At 59.9% G+C, this 20048-nt stretch carries 19 protein-coding genes; 12 read left to right on the top strand and 7 right to left on the bottom strand.

Annotation, left to right across the window (positions count from 1 at the left end; all coding sequences use genetic code 11):
- Positions 1-4 precede the first annotated feature (4 nt).
- The 5 genes from glcC (at position 5) to OKW43_RS24320 (ending at position 3701) form a co-directional block, all read left to right on the top strand.
- Positions 5-781 (top strand): transcriptional regulator GlcC, encoded by a 777-nt coding sequence (gene glcC / locus OKW43_RS24340; protein WP_312892490.1) that lies wholly within the window; start codon positions 5-7, stop codon positions 779-781.
- Positions 782-1109: 328 nt separating this feature from the next.
- Complete coding sequence (locus tag OKW43_RS24335; RefSeq protein WP_429450340.1) at positions 1110-1460, top strand: hypothetical protein; 351 nt, start codon at positions 1110-1112, stop codon at positions 1458-1460.
- A gap of 311 nt (positions 1461-1771) precedes the next feature.
- Positions 1772-2233: a hypothetical protein gene (locus OKW43_RS24330; RefSeq protein WP_187633062.1), complete on the top strand. Its 462-nt coding sequence runs from the start codon at positions 1772-1774 to the stop codon at positions 2231-2233.
- A 9-nt stretch (positions 2234-2242) separates the two neighbouring features.
- Complete coding sequence (locus tag OKW43_RS24325; RefSeq protein ID WP_187633061.1) at positions 2243-2935, top strand: P-loop NTPase; 693 nt, start codon at positions 2243-2245, stop codon at positions 2933-2935.
- Positions 2928-3701 (top strand): hypothetical protein, encoded by a 774-nt coding sequence (locus OKW43_RS24320; RefSeq protein WP_187633060.1) that lies wholly within the window; start codon positions 2928-2930, stop codon positions 3699-3701. Before OKW43_RS24325 ends, OKW43_RS24320 begins: the two co-directional genes overlap by 8 nt.
- Here the strand turns inward: OKW43_RS24320 and OKW43_RS24315 are convergent.
- The 5 genes from OKW43_RS24315 to OKW43_RS24295 all read right to left on the bottom strand — a co-directional run bounded on the left by OKW43_RS24315 (position 3602) and on the right by OKW43_RS24295 (position 10479).
- A complete protein-coding gene (locus OKW43_RS24315) occupies positions 3602-3847 on the bottom strand; it encodes a hypothetical protein (RefSeq protein ID WP_187633059.1) in 246 nt (81 codons plus the stop codon). The two genes, OKW43_RS24320 and OKW43_RS24315, sit on opposite strands and share 100 nt — an antisense overlap.
- An 82-nt stretch (positions 3848-3929) precedes the next feature.
- Positions 3930-6212 (bottom strand): ParB/RepB/Spo0J family partition protein, encoded by a 2283-nt coding sequence (locus tag OKW43_RS24310; RefSeq protein ID WP_246529956.1) that lies wholly within the window; start codon positions 6210-6212, stop codon positions 3930-3932.
- A 131-nt stretch (positions 6213-6343) separates the two neighbouring features.
- A complete protein-coding gene (locus OKW43_RS24305; protein WP_187633058.1) occupies positions 6344-7177 on the bottom strand; it encodes a DUF932 domain-containing protein in 834 nt (277 codons plus the stop codon).
- Between the two features lie 993 nt (positions 7178-8170).
- Positions 8171-8953 (bottom strand): E2 domain-containing protein, encoded by a 783-nt coding sequence (locus OKW43_RS24300; protein ID WP_187633057.1) that lies wholly within the window; start codon positions 8951-8953, stop codon positions 8171-8173.
- A complete protein-coding gene (locus tag OKW43_RS24295; RefSeq protein ID WP_187633056.1) occupies positions 8950-10479 on the bottom strand; it encodes an adenylate/guanylate cyclase domain-containing protein in 1530 nt (509 codons plus the stop codon). The genes OKW43_RS24300 and OKW43_RS24295 overlap by 4 nt, the downstream gene beginning before the upstream one ends.
- Positions 10480-10584: 105 nt before the next feature.
- On the opposite strand from OKW43_RS24295, the gene OKW43_RS24290 reads away from it, so the two are divergent.
- The 7 genes from OKW43_RS24290 to OKW43_RS24260 all read left to right on the top strand — a co-directional run bounded on the left by OKW43_RS24290 (position 10585) and on the right by OKW43_RS24260 (position 16375).
- Positions 10585-11481: a WYL domain-containing protein gene (locus OKW43_RS24290; RefSeq protein WP_187633055.1), complete on the top strand. Its 897-nt coding sequence runs from the start codon at positions 10585-10587 to the stop codon at positions 11479-11481.
- Positions 11482-11520: 39 nt separating this feature from the next.
- The gene (locus OKW43_RS24285; protein WP_429450335.1) at positions 11521-12048 is read left to right on the top strand and encodes a Pycsar system effector family protein; all 528 of its coding nucleotides are present in this window, start codon (positions 11521-11523) and stop codon (positions 12046-12048) included.
- Between the two features lie 14 nt (positions 12049-12062).
- Positions 12063-12974, top strand: coding sequence for a hypothetical protein (locus tag OKW43_RS24280; protein ID WP_187633051.1), 912 nt, complete (start codon positions 12063-12065; stop codon positions 12972-12974).
- Entirely contained in the window at positions 12975-14468 is a 1494-nt protein-coding gene (locus tag OKW43_RS24275; RefSeq protein WP_187633050.1) for a hypothetical protein, read from the top strand. It begins immediately after the preceding gene.
- 202 nt (positions 14469-14670) lie between these two features.
- Positions 14671-15003: a hypothetical protein gene (locus tag OKW43_RS24270; RefSeq protein WP_187633049.1), complete on the top strand. Its 333-nt coding sequence runs from the start codon at positions 14671-14673 to the stop codon at positions 15001-15003.
- A 15-nt stretch (positions 15004-15018) separates the two neighbouring features.
- Entirely contained in the window at positions 15019-15219 is a 201-nt protein-coding gene (locus tag OKW43_RS24265; RefSeq protein WP_187633048.1) for a hypothetical protein, read from the top strand.
- Between the two features lie 244 nt (positions 15220-15463).
- Complete coding sequence (locus OKW43_RS24260; RefSeq protein ID WP_187633047.1) at positions 15464-16375, top strand: TIR domain-containing protein; 912 nt, start codon at positions 15464-15466, stop codon at positions 16373-16375.
- Positions 16376-16481: 106 nt separating this feature from the next.
- Here the strand turns inward: OKW43_RS24260 and OKW43_RS24255 are convergent, their stop codons facing one another.
- Both OKW43_RS24255 and OKW43_RS24250 read right to left on the bottom strand, forming a co-directional pair.
- The gene (locus OKW43_RS24255) at positions 16482-17177 is read right to left on the bottom strand and encodes an adenylate/guanylate cyclase domain-containing protein (protein WP_187633046.1); all 696 of its coding nucleotides are present in this window, start codon (positions 17175-17177) and stop codon (positions 16482-16484) included.
- A 49-nt stretch (positions 17178-17226) separates the two neighbouring features.
- Entirely contained in the window at positions 17227-19101 is a 1875-nt protein-coding gene (locus OKW43_RS24250) for a hypothetical protein (RefSeq protein ID WP_187633045.1), read from the bottom strand.
- Between the last annotated feature and the right edge of the window lie 947 nt (positions 19102-20048).

Below are 20048 nucleotides of genomic sequence, written 5' to 3'. Positions count from 1 at the left end.
AGTGATTTCACACACGGGAAGTGAAGGAAGAGAGCCCGATCGCAAGATCGCCGATGTAGTCGCGGAGCGCATCGAGCGCCTGATCGTCGATGGTGTTTTAAGGTCGGGGCAGGCGCTGCCGTCCGAGCGGCGCCTCACGGACAAGCTTGGCGTATCGCGAACGGCGCTACGCGAAGGGCTGAAGCTGCTGCGCGCGCGCGGCATCATCGAAACGGCGCACGGCAAGGGCTCGTTCGTCGCTAATCTGACTTCACAGCCGCCGCAGTCGCCGCTGATGCATCTGCTCGCTTCGCAGCCGCGCACGCTCTACGATCTGTTCGAAGTGCGCGGCATGCTCGAAGCGGAATCGGCGCGGCTCGCCGCATTGCGCGGCACCCCCGTCGACTGCATGATGATCACGCGCCGCTACGAAGAAATGCTCGCCGCGCACGATGCCGAAACCGATCCGGCCACGCACGCGCGCCTCGATCATGCATTTCACCTAGCGATCTGCGAGGCGTCGCATAACCCGGTGCTGGTGCACACGCTGCGTTCGCTGACGGAACTGCTGCTGAGTTCAGTTTTCGCGTCGGTGAACAACCTTTACCATCGTCAGCCACATCGCAAGCTCATCGACCGGCAGCACGCGCGTCTTTACAACGCCGTGACGGGTAGGCTGCCCGAGCAGGCGTATCGGGCTGCTGCAGATCACATCAACGGCGTGCGCAAAAGCCTGCATGAAATTGAGCAGGAGGAGCAACGCCTTGTGCGGGCAACACTAAGGCTTGAAGGATGGAGGTGACGCGTGTTGCGTTGAAACGCAGAATGGGACGCCCCGGTCGGTGATGCGCTTTGATTGAGGTGCCTCCACAATTTGAATGAAAGGAATGAGCAAAATTTGATTTGTAGCTGCAACATGAGATTGTCGTGTTCCGTGTAGGCCCAGTGTTGGACATCCAGTTCAGTGCGTCGGCGACGAATACGACGCGCACGACCACTATGACGATGCGGAGGCGGCGCGGACGACCCTCTGGAATTCAAGCGTTGACCCCTTGGGCGCCCAAAACCGGCGCAAGCCTATCCTGCCATCCCTTGTTTTTCCGTTGTTCATGTTGTCATCCGCAGATCCCGTGAGCGAGGTAGCCGCTGCCGCGCAAGAAGAACGATTGTCCAGCGCAAGAAAAGCGATCCTCTGCCGTAGAAAAACCATCTGGAGCACACAACAAATTGAGCGACTCGCGAGGGAAGGCGCGTGGCATCGTACGGGTAGATTTCTCTACTCGCGCAAATTGACTGGTGAGGTTGACGAAAGAAATCGTAGGTGCTGGCGCAATATGGAGAACGCAGGGCTCGGTGTTTCGCGCAGCAAAATTCAAATGACCTGTTGGATTCCTACGCAAGAAAGCAGCCCCTTCTGCAACTTGAAGATGCTGGGTGTTGACGAGCAGCGCAGGAAAAACCCGTGTAACGAAGCGGATTAAATCGAATCCTGCGATTGCCCGGCGCAACGTGCGCGACCGTGATTTCTACGGTGAGCAATGTTCCTGTCAGTCAAAACTGTATCGGCGCGCAACCATTGATTGCTACCACTGGTTAGCCTGGACGGTTGTGCCTTCTCGCGCGAATCCCTGCGTGTTGCCCGTGCACAACGACGCAAAAAAGTCTCCTGTTCTGGTCAGTTCCTCTGTATTCCGCCGTGTTCCCGTACCTTGCTTCAGGCCTGATTCCGGGTCTTGACGATCACCGGGAGCCGTTTGCAAGATGGCATTCAGGCCGAATACCGGAGCGAATCATGCCGATGGTGAAGAGCTTTACCCAGGCGCAATGGGACGCCGCCTCGCGCCGTCTCGATACGCTGCCGGTAAAGCCTGCGCATGAGCATCGCGTCAATGTCCGGGATGCAATCAGGTCGATGCAGGCCCAGATCAGCAGCGCCCAGAAGAAGGGGTACACGCTGGAGGAGATCGTTTATCAGCTTGCCCAGGAGGGCGTCGAAATCAGCGCAAGCACGTTGAGATACGCGATGCAGCGCGCGGCGAAAGAGAATCGCCCTATGCAGGCGGAAGCGACCGCAGTGCCGGGAGCGACAACGGCAACGCGCGCGAAGAAGGGTGGTCGGGAACGGTTATCAGATTCCAGCAGCAAGCCTGCCTGGAAAACGCAGGATGGGGGAAGAGCAGTCAGTCAGCAGGGGTCAATGGTGATTCGGGACGCGTTCTCGTTCGAGATCACGCCCGATGTTGAAAACTTGTAGAGGGCTCAAATGGACACGACGATTCCCCCGATTTATCTGGTTGGTGGCAGTAAGGGCGGTGTGGGCAAGAGCTTTGTATCGCTTGCGCTGGCCGATTATCTCCAGCGTCAGGATATCCATGCCGCGCTGGTTGAAACCGACACCTCAAATCCAGACGTCATGAAAGCGGTGCAGGACGAGATTCATTGCGTTGCCTATAGTCTGGATGATGCAGACGGCTGGATTGGTCTCGTCAACTTCTGCGATGGACATCGTGACGCGGCGGTGATCGTCAACACGGCGGCGCGCAACCAGGCGGGTGTTGCGCGATTTGGTGCGATGCTGGCCGGTACGCTGGGTGATCTTCAACGCCGACTCGTCGTCCTGTGGGTGATTAACCGGCAGCGCGACAGTCTGGAACTGCTGCATGGTTTCAGCCGGACCTTCCCCGATGCGGTAACACACGTCGTACGCAACGGGTACTTCGGCACGCCGGACAAGTTCACGCTATATCAGACCTCGGAGCTTCGTAAAACCATCGAGACTAAGGGAAAGTCGCTTGATTTTCCCGAACTCGCGGATCGGGTTGCCGACGAACTTCGTGGTCAGCGTCTGTCGATACGCAAGGCTGTCGCGACGATGCATATCGGCGAACGGGCGGAGCTGCTGCGATGGCGCGCGCTGTGCGGAACGATGTTTGACAGGGTGACGGTCGATGGGTAACAGGCGAGGCAGGCCGCCGGACGCACTTGCCCGCATGTTTCTCGACGTCACGGGTGAATTACCCGACGACGCCAGTATCTTGCGGATGCGGCGGGTGTCGGGAGCGCTGAACCTGCGCGATAACGATGCGCTGTGGTCTGTGCTGGTCATGCTCGAATACTACGGGCGACTCTATGAGGCGATGCCGGAACGCATCCGGCAGGCGGGCGCAGGCAGTCTCGATGCGGTACGGGCCGAGACGGGCGCGGCGGTGGATGCGCTGATGGCGCAGCATCGCGACGCGCTCGCGCGCTGCAAGGCGACGATTGAACTGGCGGAGCAGATGATCAGCGAGCACGAAACGCGCTATCGGGCCGCGCTCGCGGAACTGAACAGCGAGGCGTTGACGTTGCTGTCGGAACGGGCCGCGAACCGGATTGCCTATGCAGCAGGCAACCGGCTCGTGGGTGCGATAGCTGTCGCGGCACGCGATCAGCGGCAACGGCTCGATGCCGCAGTGGCGTTGTATGAACGGGTTGCCGCACGGCGGTTTGTGAGGGTGTGTTACGGGCTGGCAATTGGCGGGCTGGTTGTGATGATGCTGGCGGGTGGCTTTGGAGGGCTGGCAGGTTGGTGGGCGAGCAGCCATTCTGTGCGGGCAGACGGTTCGCCGTCCGCCCGCACGGCCTACGCTCCATCGGTCTCGCCTTCCATGAACGCGGTGGCGTGGCGGAGCATGCCTGCTGCCGCGTCGTTCTGGTCGAAGGCAATCATCGGTGGACGGTAGCCTTCATCTTCGGCGCGGGCGAGCGCCATGTCGTAGTGCTGCCCCTCGTTGTATTGCAGGGCGGTCACCTCGACGAACGTCAGGTAGAGGTCGGGCGATCCTTCGGCATTGGTGGCGAGCACGGTCATGCGGATACGGTTGGTCATGATGGTTTTCTCCGTCAGAGAAGCAGACAGCGGGTATGGGCCTGTCGCCTGCCTCGCCCCGTTGCCAAGGCGAGGCGTAGGGTCAGGCCGCGCGCGGGCCAGATTGCGTGCCGTTCATGCCATCCGCAGTGGGGAAGGGCCACGGCGTCAGCGGACTGCTGGCGCCGGGAGCGGCTTCCGCGTCGGCAGGTGTGTTGTTGATGCGTTCCGTGCCGGTCCCGGCAATCGGTTCCGTGTCGCCGTCCTCAGCTTCCGGCGTGTCGTTCCCTCCGTCCCCGGTATTGGCATCGTCGCTGTCGTCCTCATCCTCGTCGTCGTGGCTTTCCCACGAAGGCGTGGCCGGGACTTCGCGATCGGTGAGGATTTCCGGGAGCCATGAGGCTTTCACGAGCCGCAGTTCAGCGGCGGCTGCCGCGTCGGTCTTCTTCATCTTGCCGAGGTCGGCGGCCACCTTCGGCGACACGGCGCTGGCGACGACCTCCGTGATGCGCGCCTTGCTGACGTGATCGAAATAAGAGGCGCGTGTGGGCGTCCAGTATCGCGTCATGTCGAGGTTCAGCGCACTTGCGAGTGCGTTGATGGCGTGAGGTTTTTCGTCACCCGCGACGCCGTCAAGCAACGCGCCGGCGCAGAAGGCGAGCAGGTCGAGCAGGGTCGTGCCGGGGTCCTGTTCGATCAACCACGGCAGCAGGTCCGCGCGGCGCGCAGGGAGTTCGCGTCCCCACCGCTCGCGCTGCGCCTCGATGAGACTCCACGCGGTGCTGACGGGCAGGTCGTCCGCCGCGCCGAGCAGACTGTCGTGGTTGCTCGTGCAGGACAGTTTCAGCGCATGTGGTGCGAAACCCCTCCCATATCCCCCCGGAAAGACTTCCGGAATCAGGTGTTGCAGGATGGCGGCGAGGGCGATGGTCGGCTGCGCGATCAGTTCCGCGTGAACAGCGGCGGCGCGGTGCGCGGTGAGGCGCTGACAGAGCTTTGCGCTGTGGATCGGCTTCTCCTTTGCTTCGGGTTCATGCGTCTGGCCGGATGCGCGTTCAGTTTCCGGCGTGCCGGTCACGGTCGCGCCCACCGCATCCAGTGCCGCGCTGTTTTCACGGCGCACCAGACCCCGCTCGATGATCAGTTCGCCCTGCGGGCCGACCATCACGAATGCGCCCGCTTCGGCCATCTGTTGCACGTCCCATGTTTCCGCGCGGCTTTCGAGCGCGAAAATGGCCGCGTTCACCCTGTCGATTTCGGTTTCGAGCCGTTCGGCTTCCTCGTACGCGTTTTCATCGTCCTCAGACAATGCTTCGAACTTTTCGGCCAGTTCATCCTGCTGTGCGGTGAGCGCGTCCATTTCCCGCAGTTCGTCGTCGGTGAAGGGGCGCTGCACAGGTTGCAGTCTGCCGTAGCGGTTCAGTTCGAACACGTCGCGCTCGATACGCTGTTCGGTCCAGCCCCAACCTTCGACGCAGACTTCTTCGGCGGCGGCGTCGAGCTTCGCGGCGGCGAGACGTTGCAGCAGTTCGGGGGCGGCAATGTAACCCGCGTTTTCGTCGTCACTGAAGAGGTCACGTCTCACGTAACCTCCCGCTGCTTCATAGGCGTCCAGCCCCACGAAGCGCACCAAGCGGCTGCGGCTCGCGTCGATCTCGGTACGTGTGATCGCCTGCCGCAGATAGTTGGGCTGGCGTTGCCACTCGTTTGCTTCGAACCAGATGTGCTCCTGCGTTTCGTGATCATCGGCGAGCGAGAGCGCCGAAAGCTGGTCGAGCGTGATGGCGTCCTCGCGCAGCAACGCGACCAGCTTTGGCGACACATTCGCCAGCTTCATGCGACGTTTGACGGTGAGCGGCGACGCGGAGAACAGCGCGGCGATGTAATCGACGCTGCGCCCCTCCTCGGCCAACATCCGGTACGCGCGCAGCACGTCGAACGGGTCGAGTCCTTCGCGTTCGCTGTTCTCGATCAGTGAAATGGCAAGGGCTTCGCCTTCGCTGACGATGCGCACCGGCACCGGATAATCGGCGGCGATGTGTTTCTGCTCGAATAGCAGGTCGAGTGCGGCCTGTCGGCGTTGACCGGCACAGACGCCAAGCTTGCGATGTTTGCCGCGCGAGCCCTTTAGTTCGTGAACAATCAAGTTCTGCAACAGCCCTTTTGCCCTGATGTTCGTCGCGAGCGAGTCAATGCCAGATAGCGGTTTCGTACGGGCATTGAGCGGCGAGCGCCGCAGCGCGGAATACGGCACGGACACGACCGGCTGCTCGTTGCCGAAACTGGTTTCGAGCAGCGGCGCAGCGTTGGCCGTCGCGTCTGTAAGGGTATGGGCTTCGGCGCCGTTTGCGGTGTCGTTCATTTGCGTGTTGAATTCGGCTTGCATGATTCACTCCAGATAGAGAAAGGAAGGTTCCGGGTCACAATGTTGCGGCTTGCCATCAGGCCTGACCCGGATAGGAATCCTGATGGTATGAACCGAAGTCGTGCGGCAATGGGCCGCCGCCCGTGCCGTGCTTACGCCTTCATCTGGCGCATCGCGTCCGCGAGCATCCACAGCGCGCGGTTCAGTTTCACGTTCTGGTCGATGCCGGTGACGGGGCGGGTGGACATGGAACGTCCGGTGCGCGAGCGTCCGTGCAGGCCACCCTTGGTCAACGACTCCTGAATGCGGTTAAAAACCGTCCAGAGGTCATCACGGCGGTCCTCGAAGCGGCGCACGTTCAGAAGCTGGCTTTCGGTGATCGGGGCGGGCGCTTTCGCGTCGGTCGGGTCGTAGCGCAGCGCGAGGGCGGAGCGCGCGAGCGCGTGCTGCTCGTCACGGTTGAGCGTGACGGCCTTCATGCCGTCTTTCTGTTCGCGGATCAGGTCAAAGCCGTCGAGCACGTCGAATGCGCCGTTAATGACGTTCTGCACGATGTTGCCCCTGTGCGGGACGCGAACCTCGCCGATGGTTTCGCCCGCAACCATGCCGTTCTGGCAGACGAAGCGATAGACGCCGCCGAGTAGCTGGAACCCGCTGCTTCCGTCATGCGAATTGAGGAGGATGATTTCGTTGACGTCCTCGCCGGTAATCTCGCTTGCAGGGCGCATGCGGATCAGATGTTTGGTGAATTCACGCTTGTCCTGATCGCGTACGCGGGTCTGGCAGACCATGAAGGGCTGGAAACCTTCGTTGCGCAGACCGCGCAGCACGTCGATGGTGGGGATGTAGGTGTAGCGCTCGGAGCGGCTTTGATGCTTGCCGTCCGCGAAGATGGAAGGGGCAACACGGCGGATCTGGTCGTCCGACAGCGGCGAGTCGGAGCGGAGCATCGGGGAGCCGTAACGGAAGGAAGAAGCGAGTTGCATGACAGTCTCCAGAGCAAAGGGTTGAGGACCTGAACCGGGCGGCGGGATATGTCTTGCTGTTAGCGCTGGACACCTCCCGGTGGAACCCGGGGTTGGCTTTGCTGCCGCCAGGCTCCCAGGTTTCCGCCCGTGCGACTCAAGGAGCCGATATCGGGCAGGCGTCAAGGAGAAAGGCGAGGGAGGGGTGCGGGCAACACGGTCCCTCGCCCCTTGATGCCTGCCCGATATCGGCTACGGTCGCGGGTCAAGGGCGGAAACCTGGGAGCGAGGTGCACGCCGTGCCTCGGGTTGACCGGGCAGGCCTCCAACTAGACGATGAGCGGGGTTGACTGCTGCGCCAGGGATTGATGCCCGACAGGGGCGAGACGCGGGACGCGGCTCGACGCGCAGCGCGAAAGCCCGGTCCCGGTGCGTCAGCGTCGGGAGGCGTCCGGCCTGTATGGATGGTTATGCATGACGGGCTTTGGAGCATCCGTTGACCGAATATGAACGCGGATAGAAGCGCAGCGCCGCGTGCGTCTCGCCGGATAAGCCAGCTGTGCGCCCGGGAGGATGTGCCGATAAAATGCCGGAAATCAGCGAATGGAGGTCGAGACGGATGGACGCGTGTCCAAGGTACCTGGATGTTGTTCGAGAGTTACGGCATGGTCGCTATCTGCCGGCACACGTGCTGGATGCAGTATGAATGGACCTGATCGACGCTTTCCGGGCAAGACTGCGTGCCTCGCAGTGAACAGGCGGGCAAGCACGCGGGTTGGGTCGCGCATCATGTGCCATGACGCAGAGCTCGAGGTGACGGCGATCGGCCCGTTTGTCCGCGAGGGCGGGTCAGGCCGTGTTGTTTTTCTGGCAAGGCCGGTCGGAGGTGCGTCGGTCGAAACTGGGACGATTCTCGACACGCCGTGGGGTGTCTGTGAGGTTGTTGGGTGAGCATTGCCGAACCACCAGCCGCCATGCAGTCTGATGCGCGCCGAACCACCCTGAATGTGCACTTCAGCTATGCAACGGACATCCGGCCATCTGGGCACAGCATGGCTTGTGGGCAAGTTCCGTCCAGAATTCGCGTTCCTTGATGTCCCAGAGATGCAGGGCGCAGGCGAGTTGCGCGGCTGCGCTTGCGTGGTCGCTGCACGCGCGTAGCGGTTTTCTGCGAGGCATGTTCGTACAGAGGCAGGGCTGCTTCCCGTTCGCTACCCGGAGGTCGTCGACCAGGACGGAGTAGAGATGTCTGGCGTCAAGCCGCAGCCGAAGCATCTTGCGGCGACCCGGCATATCCCGGCAGAGCTCGACGGTGAGGCGCCCATCTGCAAGCGCTTCCGGAAAAAAGTTACCCAGACGGATCGCCGATTCAGTGGCCATATGCTGGTATTGCGCAGCGTCACCGTGAGCCCAGACCCGTTTGTCGGGCCAACGCCCCAGATTCGACGCGCGCTCCTGGAGCGACAGGAACGCGACCAGGGTGTTCCACCATTCGATGGCAGCGTTCCGGTCATTTACCTCGATGCGATGGCGCTTTGCCCAATACATGCAGAACGTGCCGTCGTGATTGATGTGCCGCTCTGGGCAGAAGGCGGGCAGCCGCCGGGGTTCCCATTCACGGGCGGTCACGACTGCGTCGTTGTTCCGGGCCAGAATGCGATATTGCACCTCCCGGCCATCCGCACGACGCAACGCAATGTCAAACTGCATTTCAGGGTCTGCGCGCGAGCGGACCGTCGCGCCGAAACTCTGAGCCTCGCTGGTGAGCAGGCCCAGTGGATCTGTCGAACCGGTCATTGCTTCGCGCAATGTGGCCGCACCTCAAAAGCGACCGATTTCGGCACTGCGGGTGCCGCCAGTTTCATAGCCTCCGATCTGACGGCTTTGGCAATGTCGTCGCCACTGCTGGACAGGGCTTCTGTTGCCTCGTTGAAGTCGAAGCGGCTAACACGACGGCCTTTGCCGAAGAGGTCGCGAACCGCCTGGGTTGCGTTGTCGTAGGCGGCCCTGCCGATTCCGGTTTGCGTCCCGTTGCACAGCGTCTGTTCGTGCTCGGACGCAAGCACCCCGCGGCTCACCGCGCAGCGGACGCGGTCACCTTTGAGGCCAAGGCGGCTGACGGCCACGAAGCCGTATTCAAATCCGATGGCGAGTCCCAGACCGTCGGTATCGACACCGGCGTCGCGCAGTTTCTCAAGGGCGAGGTTGAAGCTGCTGCGCAGGGCACCAGCACACAGCGTCCCGGTACTGATGGTTGCATGGGCGTCAGTCGTCTGCGCCGTACCTTCGCACAGTATCCCCTGCACGCAATCGCCGATGAAGCGGATCCGGCGCCCGTCAAAGTCGCCGGTCAACACGCGTTCAAGTTCGGCACGGATGACGTGCAGTGCCTTGACAACATCTTCGGGGCTGTCGTCAATGTGCCGACTCACGAATCTTGTGAAGCCGTCGATGTCGGCATAGATCGAGAGCGCCTCCTGGCGGCATGAGTTCCCTGGGGTCAGGGTCGCAATGTCCATGGTCCGGAAGGGCGGTGTGTGGCGCGTAAACTGGAAGACCCCAATGGGGTTATTCTCCATGTCCTTTTCCCATTCTCCAACGATGGTCTGCGCCGTTACGCCCAGGGCCGCTTTGTTCTCGCAGGCTTCGATTTCCGCCCTGGTTAGCGCCGTTCTGGACGGATCGTCGAGTGTGTCCAGGCCGATCGCTACGCGCGCCGCATTGGTCAGGAAGATGCCCGAAACTGGCCCGTTCGCGATCTTCGCTGCATGGTTCGCTGGTTCACCGAGGAAAAGTGGCTCGCGATAACCATTCCGGCCGTTATTGACCGCGAGCGCGAGACCACTGTCGATCCCAACGCGGACTTTGCCCGCTGGAATATGCTCGTCACTGTCCCCGGTGACCTTCAGCACATCGATAACGAGCTGGGCGATCGCGACGGCGCGCCTTACCCGCGCGGCCGGCGCGCCGGGCTGGGTGTTGTACGGTTTGGAAATGAGCGCGTGCAGACGCTGGTTGTGGAAGTCCACGCGTTTCGCGTCGGTTCTCGCAAGGATGCGGTCGACGGCGCGAAAGTGCTGGTTGAGAAATCTCAGCGTCCGCTTGTGACAGGTTTCGCCTTCGACTTCGGTGCAGTGAAGCATGTCCTCGAGATTGAGAATGTCCGCATACAGATGCACACCGTCAACCTTGTAGGCTTTGGCTGTAGGGATGCTTTCAAGATCGGTGTCCCGGACGTAGTCGACAATCTCGACCGCTTCGACATCCTTGATGCGCCTGTCGATCTGTTCTGCCGCGTGGTCATGCTTCCAAGTGTGCGACATGGTTTCTTCCCTCAGCAATGTTGTTCGGTATTGGCCAGCAACACAGAAACGCGTATAGTTTGATTATGGGTAGCAAAACGCAACCCGTCAAGTAACTATTCTGGTATGGGCAAAGATACGAGGGACAAGATCCGGTGGGGCACTGAACGCAGGCTCGAATTCATCGAGTTCCGCGTGTATTGGGAAGGGGGGGTGAACCGCGGGGAGATCGTCGAGAAGTTCGGGGTATCGGTGCCCCAGGCGTCGGCAGATTTGACCCTTTATCAAAATCTTGCGCCGGTCAATCTGGTCTATGACAGCAGCCAGAAGCGCTACGTCGCCGGACCGGGATTCCGGCCGCATCTCCTGTCGCCGGATGCGGAGCGGTATCTGAGCCAGGTTGGCGCAGTGGCGGACGGCGACCTTGGTTTGGGGGATACGTGGATTTCAGCGGCCCCGGATGTGGACGCCATGATCATTCCGCAGGGAAAGGTGGCGCCAGACATCCTGCGTAGCCTGCTGGCGGCGATCCGGGCGAACGAATCCGTTGAAATTGAATACCAGTCGTTTAACGTGGCGCGCCCGGAGAAGCTCTGGCGCCGGATTACCCCGCTTGCCTTCGGCTTCAACGGGGTTCGCTGGCATGTCCGCGCCTTCTGTCACCTGACGGAGGGATTCAAGGATTTCGTCCTGTCCCGGTGCGCGGATCTTGGCAAGAGCGGGCCGCCGGGGGCGACTGGCAGCGACGACACGTACTGGCATCGCCGGTTCGATGTGGTCGTTGCTCCACATCCTGGTCTCAGTGAGTCGCAGAGGCAGACCGTTGCGCATGACTACGGCATGCCCGGACTGCGGCTGGTCCTGCCGGTCAGGATGGCGATGCTCTTCTATTTCAACAAGCGGATGCGGTTCGATATGTACGAGCATGACCGGACACCTGCGGCGAACCAGCTGGTGGTTGAAAACTACGACGCATTCAAGGCAGCGATCGCCGAGGCCGAAGCGGGGAAAATGGCCGGCTGAAATCGCAGGCAGTAATTCGCCGTGACGGGGGGAATCCATATGGCAGAGGACGGTCAACCAGCACTTGCAAGACTGGGTGAGGACGATCAGCTCAAGGCAGCGCGGGACCAGTTGAATCTGGTGCTCAGCTTCTTTTCGCGGGTCGACACGAAGCTGTCGGTTGTGCTTGGCGCGAATGTCGGGATGCTGGGCGTGCTGTTCACGCGAGTGACAGCAGTCGGCACTGCGACGTTTCCGCCCTATGTGCTTTGGGGGCTGATCGTCCTGTTCGTGATGCTGCTGGGGTTCAGTTCGTACCATCTGTACCGCGGCTCGTTCCCGAACCTGGCAGGCGGCGCGGGCTCACTCGTCTATTTTCGCGAGATTTCAGCCCGTGGCGAACAGGACTTTATCGCGGCGTTCTCGCGACTCAGTTCAACTGCCCTGACGGAGGATCTCCTCTCGCAGAGCTGGCGCAACTCGGTCATCCTGACGCAGAAATTCGCGTCGCTGCGTCGGGCGTATGTCTGGTCCGCCTTCGCGATCGTTCCATGGGCGTTGGCGCTGGCGAGCTACACAAAGTTCTAGGGGAGATAACGGTCATGTCTCGATTGGGGATTGAACGGAATACGGGGCAAGTCTACGAGGGAAAGGACGCGCCACGATATCTCGCGGTACCGACGCCTGTCGTGTCGCAATGCAGGCTCATTGAATCCCTGTCGGACCTGGGCAATATGCCCAGGGGCCTGGACCATGATCCCTTTTCCTGGATCTTCCGGGAGGAATCGTTCGATCCAGTTTCTCGCGTGCGGCGCGGCCGGATCTTTCAATCGTTTGGCAACTCGGGCTGGGAATCGGTGCTGGTCGACGTCCATCCCTTTGCATCGTCTGACTACGGGGCAGGTCGAAGCGATGGGCGCGTCCCGAAGCAATTATGCGTCTACATTCACTGCTCCGAGCTATTGAGCCGGCCGCGAGGGGGCGAGGGGATGCGACTGGCAATCGGTGATGCCGGATCGTTCTCGATGTGGCGCGTGCTGCAAACCGAGTCGACGGTCAGCCAGGACGTGCTCGTCACGCTGCGCGCCGAGTCGGCGATGGGAATTCTCCCCGCGCTGGATGAATCGAAAATTCATCCCGAGAACCTTGCGCAGGTGAAGCAGGCGTTCGAACGCGTGCTGAATGCCGCATATCGGGAGTTACCGACGTCGGTCGTGGACCAGTGCCGGAATCTCTGTGTTGTCCTGGTTTCGCGATGGCTGTACCAGCTCTCCGGTGACAGTGGGCTGCTCTGCGAGGACCTTGCACGTTGTATCAAGGCCATCCAGCGGCAGTTTGGCCAGGACAGCCGGTGGCTGCTGCGCTCGACGCTGGAGGTTGTCAACTCGCTTCATCCGCGTGCAAAGGACAACGAGCGTCATCGTTATGGTCTGCGCGAAATTTCTGACGAGGACGCAGCGCTTGCGGTCCACGCGACCAGCTTTGTTCTGCGTGAAATTGGCTGGGCACTGTAGATGGAAGGCGAGCACTGCGTCGTGGACGCCGAATACGAGCCGCTGCGCCATCTGATGCGGGGATTTCCTCTGGAAGATTCTCTGCCCGTCGTCTGGCAGCTATCTCGCCACGTGTCGGGCTACGGGGATCACGGCATCAGCGGATGCCCTTTTCCCGATCTCCGCACGAAAATCTTTCCTTTTCAGTTGAGTTTGCTGTGTCGCGAGCTGCTGTTGAACGGGACACTGCGAGGCGAAGGTCGGAATCTGTCTCGCTGGCAGGATCTTGCCGCCGCGGTGAATGCGATCATGGCCTTCAGCGACAAGGTGTCGGGCGTAACCCAGGATACGTTTCAGCTCGAACTGCACCGTATCGGCCAGCAGCAATTGCCTTCGCAGAGACGGTTTTCCGTTTCGAAGTTCATGCGGTATGTCCTGCTTTATGAGCATGCTGCAGTAGCCCCCATGTTTGAAAAAGCGCTAGAGATGTCCGCGCGGGAGTACTCGATCCTCGGCTTCGTGACATATACACAGTTTTCCAAGGGGCCGCGATTCGTGACGAACCTTGACCTGACGCGACTGGGAGTTCGCGACTCGTCAAGAGACAAGTTCTTCGATCGGATGAGTGGCCATTTTTCTTTGGCTCGTGCGTCGCTTGACGACGCACGGCGCTTCGACCATACCTGGCAGTACACCTTCAATTTTCTCGATGACAAGCCGCTGGTCAGCCTGGATTCGTTGCACCCCGAGCGGGTGTACTGTCCCGAGCCGGAAAGGGCAATGGCCCGATTCACGGATGGCATTTTTTATCTGCTGCTCGGGCAGCCGGAGTTTGGCAATGCGTTCGGATGTGCGTTCGAAGGATACGCAGGTCGGGTAATCGAGAGGGCGTGCTCGTCCGGCCATATTGTCGTCGATCGTGAGCGCCCATTTTTCGTCGGAAAGAAAATCAATCACGGAGCGGACTTCATCCTTTCCGACGCTACGGGTAACGTGTTTGTGGAATGCAAGACGAAACGCCTGGCACTGCGCGGACGCGTGGCCGCGAGCCAGAACGATCTCGACGAGGAACTCGACGTTCTGGCGGGCGCTGTCGTTCAAAACTATCGGAATATCCGGCTGGCGTTGCACGGACAGACGCATTGGAAGAAAAATGCGTTGCCGTCGATGAACCTTGTTGTCACTTTGGCAGACTGGAATCTGCTTAGTCCGCAAGCCTGGTTTGATCTGCATGCCAGGATTGAAGAGCAGCTCGAAAGGAAGGGGTTGTCTGGGATCCAGAGTGAGGTCCCTTACGCAATCGTCTCCGTAGAAGCATTCGAGGAATTTTGTTGTGCAATCAACAGTAGCAGTATCAATGATGTAACAGGTCCTGTGTTCAGCGCGCGAGGCGGGGAATGGCAACTGGGCGGGCAGGTTCAATCCCGGTACCCGGAAGCGGTCCGGATTTCGGAGCAACTCTTTCGGGATGAATTTGCCGACTATGGGCGTGGCATCATTGGGGGCAGTCCTTGAGCTTTCAGGCTATGCTTTATCCCGTTTTTCCGCTGCGGTCATGCTCGATTTTCGAGGTCGGAACAATGGCCACTGCAAGCGGGCGTCACTTGTGTTGACGCAAAGAGGATGGAGAGGCAGGTTGGCGCGTTGCGTGATTTTGTGCATCCGTGAAGGCGTGATGCAGCGGCGCTATCGAAATGAACGTGACAGGGAGTAAGACATGTATAACGGTGCTGCTCAAAGATCAGCCGTGGCGGTGGCCAGTGAACTGGCCGACGTCTTTAACCAGCTGTATGGAAACGTTGAGAAGGCCGATGTTGGGCAGATACACATGGCGCTTCGAGCCGCGTGGGTGCGGGCAGAACGTGAATTCGCGGCGGCTGGCGCACTTGATGAGAGCCGTAGGCAGTTGCTGTCGAACGCCGAAGCAGAGTTGCAGGTGGCTCACCTGGCGGCCGAGAACCAGCAGCCGGGTGATGCTATCAATGCATTGAAGCGTGCCGCAGGTCGGATCAACGCGCTTGTGGCCGACGTTATGGGCAAGATGGGCTAGGAAGAGGGACTTGTGATGTCGAGAATATCCGTTGATGCGAGTCAGGCAAGGCGGGTGCGGGAGATCTTCGTAGCGTGGCGCCGCGGGCAGGGGTGGACGATTGTCTCCGAGCCACCTGAGAGCGCCGGGATCGATGGCCTCGTGATCTTTTCCAGCGTGCCGGACGAATTTCTGGGCGTGCTGCAGTCGCAAGACATTCACTACATTGTCGGATAGTCGGTGCGAACCCGGGAACGACGGCGGGTGGCTTGATGCTTTTGCCGCTGGATCCCACGGCCGAGTTGAACGAACTGGAAGGCGCCCGCGGGGTCCGAATGCGACGATGCCAGCCGTCGTGATGCGCAGGATGGAGGTTCCGTGCGGTGGACGCGTCTGGCGGTTGAAGGCGATCGGCTGGGGTCACAGATCGCGTGGGGGTGGATTCCAGGATCCGGGGTGGCGATACAGGAGAGGATAGACGATGCTGGAGCGTTTTTTAGGGGAGCAGGGAAAGCGTCATCGCGTTGAGGCTTTTTCGACGCAGAAGCTGGTCGGGGGCGATCAGGCCCTGGCGACGGAGCTTGCGGATGTCGCAGAGTTTCTCGCAGTGGAGCAGGGAGCGGCCGTTATCGAGCAGGACGCTCTCGATAACGACATCTACTTCATTATCGCGGGTAAGCTCGACGTGGTCGTGAATGCGACAGTCGTTCAGCAGCGATCCGCCGGAGTCGCGGTCGGGGAGATGGCGGCGATCGATCCGACTGCGAAGCGTGCAGCTACGGTAGTTGCGGCTGAGGACTCGCTCGTCGCTAGGGTCACGGAGCCACAGCTAAGTGATCTCGGTGCCCGCTATCCGGACCTCTGGCGCCGGATGGCGAAAGAACTCGCCGAGCGATTGCGCGAGCGCAACCGGTTCGTCAGCAAGAAGCGCGACCTCGTTCGCGTTCTCCTCATCTCGTCGGCGGAGGCTATCCCGGTGACTCGGGCGTTACAGGATCAGTTTGCTCACGATCCGTTTGTGATCGTCCCCTGGCACCAGGGCGTGTTCAGGGTCACGTTTTACACGCTCACGTCTCTGGAAAGCGAACTCGAGCAATGTGATTTCGCGATTGCCATCGCTCACACAGATGACGTTACGACCAGCCGCGGCGTCGACTGGCCGGCGCCGCGTGACAACGTCATTTTCGAGCTTGGGCTTGCCATGGGGAAACTGGGTTTGAACCGGGCCATCCTGATGGAGCCGCGCGGGGAGGGTGTCAAGCTCCCCAGTGATATGAAGGGCATCACAACCATTCCGTACGTGTTCGACCAGAAACGAGATACGGAGGCGAGGTTTGCCCCTGCGTGTAACGAATTGCGTAAGTATATCCAGCAGATGGGACCGCGAATCTGACTTTAGGCGTGATGGCGCATTACCCCAATTTGAGATTGCAACCTGTCTGGCCCCGGGGCTTGGGAGCTCTCGTGGAAACCAGCGGGCGGGTGCTGTGAAGTGCCGCCTAGCAACTGCCCCAGCGCCATGTGGACGTGTAGATATTCATGTCCTTTTCCTTCCAGTACTCGCAGATCCACATGTTCTGGCCGTCCGTCTCTTTCAGATCATTGCTCAGTCTGTTGTAGACGGCTTCCGTAATGCGGGTGGGCTTTCCCGGAAGATTCGTCAGCTTCGCGGCATAGTTTGCGGCTCTCCCGACCCACACGATGTCGTTGTCGCCACGCACGCCGATTCGTGCGGCACGCAGTTGACTCCGATCGATTCCGACCACGTGTCTGAGCACAAAATCCGTCGTGCTGTATTGCTCTTCGAGCGCTGGCTGGATGATCTGGCTCACGCAATAGTTGATCTTGAGCGCAGTACGAGCAGCCGACGTATTTTTTGAATCGCCGGTATAGACGGCCATGACGCGATCACCGTCGTATGCTGTAATCGTGCCGCCCTCACTTTTGATGATGTCGGCCGAACACTTGAGAAACGTCTTGTAGATCTCCGCGCTGAACCACCACTTATAGTTGTCGACCATGTCTGTTGAGCCGTCGAGATCTGCGTAGAGTACGACAGCCTCTTCGAGATCCTTTGCATGGTTTGTGTTGAGCCTGAGATCCTCAGCGTTGGGCACTGCAGTGGTTGTTTCTTCGTCCCATTGAAGGCGAAACGTATCCTTCACCCAACTCCTGAGGTCATCTTCAAGTGCCACAGCCTCTCCTGAAAGTAATATGCGAACCTAGCCTTGGTCGAGCGCGAGTCTACGCGGTGGCTGCACTAACGGCGTCTTTGTTGGCCAGCATTGTTGCCAGTGAAGCAGTACTATCGGCCTTCAGATCGGTAACAATTTGCCGATAGGCGTATTCCTGCCGGTCGAAAAACTCTCGCGGGCTGCGCAGTGTGGAATGGCGGTGTAATGCCTCGAGAAAAGTCGACAGAACCGTCTTGAGGTAGAACTCCAGATTCGCGCACAAGAGCGTTGCATCCACCATCCTTTGCGCGCTGTGAACGATGTCGCATCGAGCACGATAGATTCGCTGCACATGCCAGCGTACACGGCGCTCGTGGTTCGCAAGAGCTGCAGCCAGTTTTTTGCAATCCAGCGCGACGCCAAGGAAACGGGTTGTCCGAAACCAGATGAATGGCCGATCGCGGCAGATTCGCTCGATCTCATCGCGATGCGCTTTTTCGTGAAGCAGCTCATAGAATCTCGCGAGCCCAATACGCTTGAGTTCGATCGGCTGTCCAGCGCTGTCTCGCAGGTCGATTCCGAGGTCAATTAGTACCGCGCGGAGGGCGAGCAGGTGTTTCGGTAGGTAGGAAAGCGTCACCGTCGGTGCAAGCGATTGCTCGACGCCAGCACCGATGCCTCCTCCGCCTGCGCCGCTTCCCTTGATCAGGAATTCCACGGCCGTCCACCAGTTCACGAGCTTGTTCTCAAAATTCGGCGTATCGGCGCCAATGCGGTAGAGTCGAAACGCGGAATAGATCCGGTCCTTCGCGTCAGAGGACAGTGTGCCGCTGCCGACCAGATCCTGTAGCCGACGCATAAATTCGTCCAGTTGTGCCGCGCTGAGCGACGAGTCAGGATTCGGCACCGTGCCGGGCAGACGCAGTAACATATGCTTGTCCTGCTTCTGTACGAGGAAGCTGTCCGCGAGTTGAACGTTTTTGCGCTCATAGTCGTACCGGACGACGTCCAGTACCTGCCCGATCCGGTCGCTCGCAATCGATCCGGCAATGCGCCCATCCTGTGCCGGGACGGTCATTGACGCGAAAAGTCTTCCTCCGCCGGACTTTGCGTAGCGCTTCACGTAGTTGCTGGAATTGATCCCAAGGTCGGGCGGCGTAGGTTGAAATTCGATGTCGCCGACTTGTTCCGGAAACTGTTCCGGTTTGCTCACGTTACTGATCGCAAACGTGATGCGATAAGGCTTGGGGGAGGCGCTGAGCCGCTCGCATACCGCCTGGAATGCCGTATCAAAACGATAGGGCGTCGCACCATCATTGCTGTTGGGATTGGGCAGAAGCATCAGGCGGTACAGCATAAACAACGATTCAATGCTCCAGCCCCGGTTGATCAGCGTACTGAGGAGCATCCCCAGCACGCTTTCGATTTTCTCGAATTCCTGCGGGGTTGTGCCAAGTCCGCCGGCGGCTTCCGGTACTGCCAGTTCGCGAGTCAACCACGCTACGCTGGCCGGAACGAAGTGGATCTCAATCGCTTTCTCAAGCTCTCGACCGAAGGCGTCCACGAGCGAGCGCTGCTTCATCAACGCTACTCCCCAGGCTTTGCTCGCGTCGCCCTCGCTTGCCTGGTTGAAGTTCGCCGGCTTGGCTCCATCAAGCAGGGCCACCAGGTGGGTGTGACTCGGAACAAACGCTACGTCTTTCAGTACAATTGATTCGGCTAGGATTGCCTGTGCTTCGGCGGCCACCCGGCCTATGTCGCTTTCGCCCGCATGATCAACGTTGATCATTTTGAGCAGTTCGCGCAGAACATTGAGCGGGTTCATTGCCCTTACGCGGAATGCGTCGAGGGACGCTTCATGAACGAGGTTGAACCAGCACTCGCAGAAGAAGTGCTGACGGCGCGTGAGTCCGTGAGCGGCGGCGATGCGGAGGTCAAGACGCATTGGCTTGCAAGGTCTGGAGAAAAGCGTTATTCTAGCCTCGCAGTTGAGGCTTATCGCTTCAGCGACAGAAAAAAGGGGTCAGGGTTTGCTGGCCTGGACGTTGTTCCGCAGTATTCTCCGCCCCGCCTTTTTGACAGCCCGCCTATGTGCGGGCTGTTTTATTTCGGGCGTTGGCCAGCGCACCCTTGGTCGCCGCCAAGTCTCGTCGTTTGGTAAATAAGGTGTTGCGCCAGACTGCGGCAGGTGGTTGCGAAGCGTGGTGTGAGCGAGCATGCAGGTCCGATTTTTTCATATTGTGGGAAAATCAGTGGCTGGACGAAGTGGGGGTGTGAGTAGGGGTGGCCTCCGACTGAAAAGTTGGGAGTCAAACCCAGCATGGGTTTGCCTCGAACATCGCGATCCCTCCGTCTCCGCCAGAAGTGGCGGTGGAACCCCGCAGAGTCTAGGCTCTGCGGGGTTTTTGTTTTTGCGGGGTCTTTTTTGGGTTTTGATCTCGCCGCCACGTATGACTATGTCCCGCGTTGATATGCAGGTCTACTGATCGATACGTGGCGCCGTTGGCGCGCCAAGCCGGTCCACAGACAAACTCGAAAGGTAGTGGCATCTGTATGGCGTTGCGCCGAGCATCATTCGCCTCGTGGCGCAAATGCCGCGTCGCACTCACCGGACCTACACGCTGCATCTACCCGTCAGGCCTGCGCAGACTCCCGATGCACCCGCAGGTGTTGCTTTACGCACGGTCCTCTACGGACGCAATGCGGCTGTCCGCAAGTTCATTCAAATTTCGCGATAAATTTTTAAGATGCGATGCAGCACCAATCAAATATCAACGCGTGAACACAAATTGTGTCTGTGTACATCAATCGATGTCAGTCCGACGTTTGCACTTATTGACAGATATTTCGTGCTTATACTATCTCGCATTTTGCCGGGCGCACCTCACAATA

Origin of the sequence: Paraburkholderia sp. WC7.3g (assembly GCF_050436345.1) — a bacterium.
Lineage (GTDB): Bacteria > Pseudomonadota > Gammaproteobacteria > Burkholderiales > Burkholderiaceae > Paraburkholderia > Paraburkholderia podalyriae.
The sequence above is the reverse complement of the archived record's forward strand: the minus strand, read 5'-3'. Positions and strand labels throughout refer to the sequence as shown.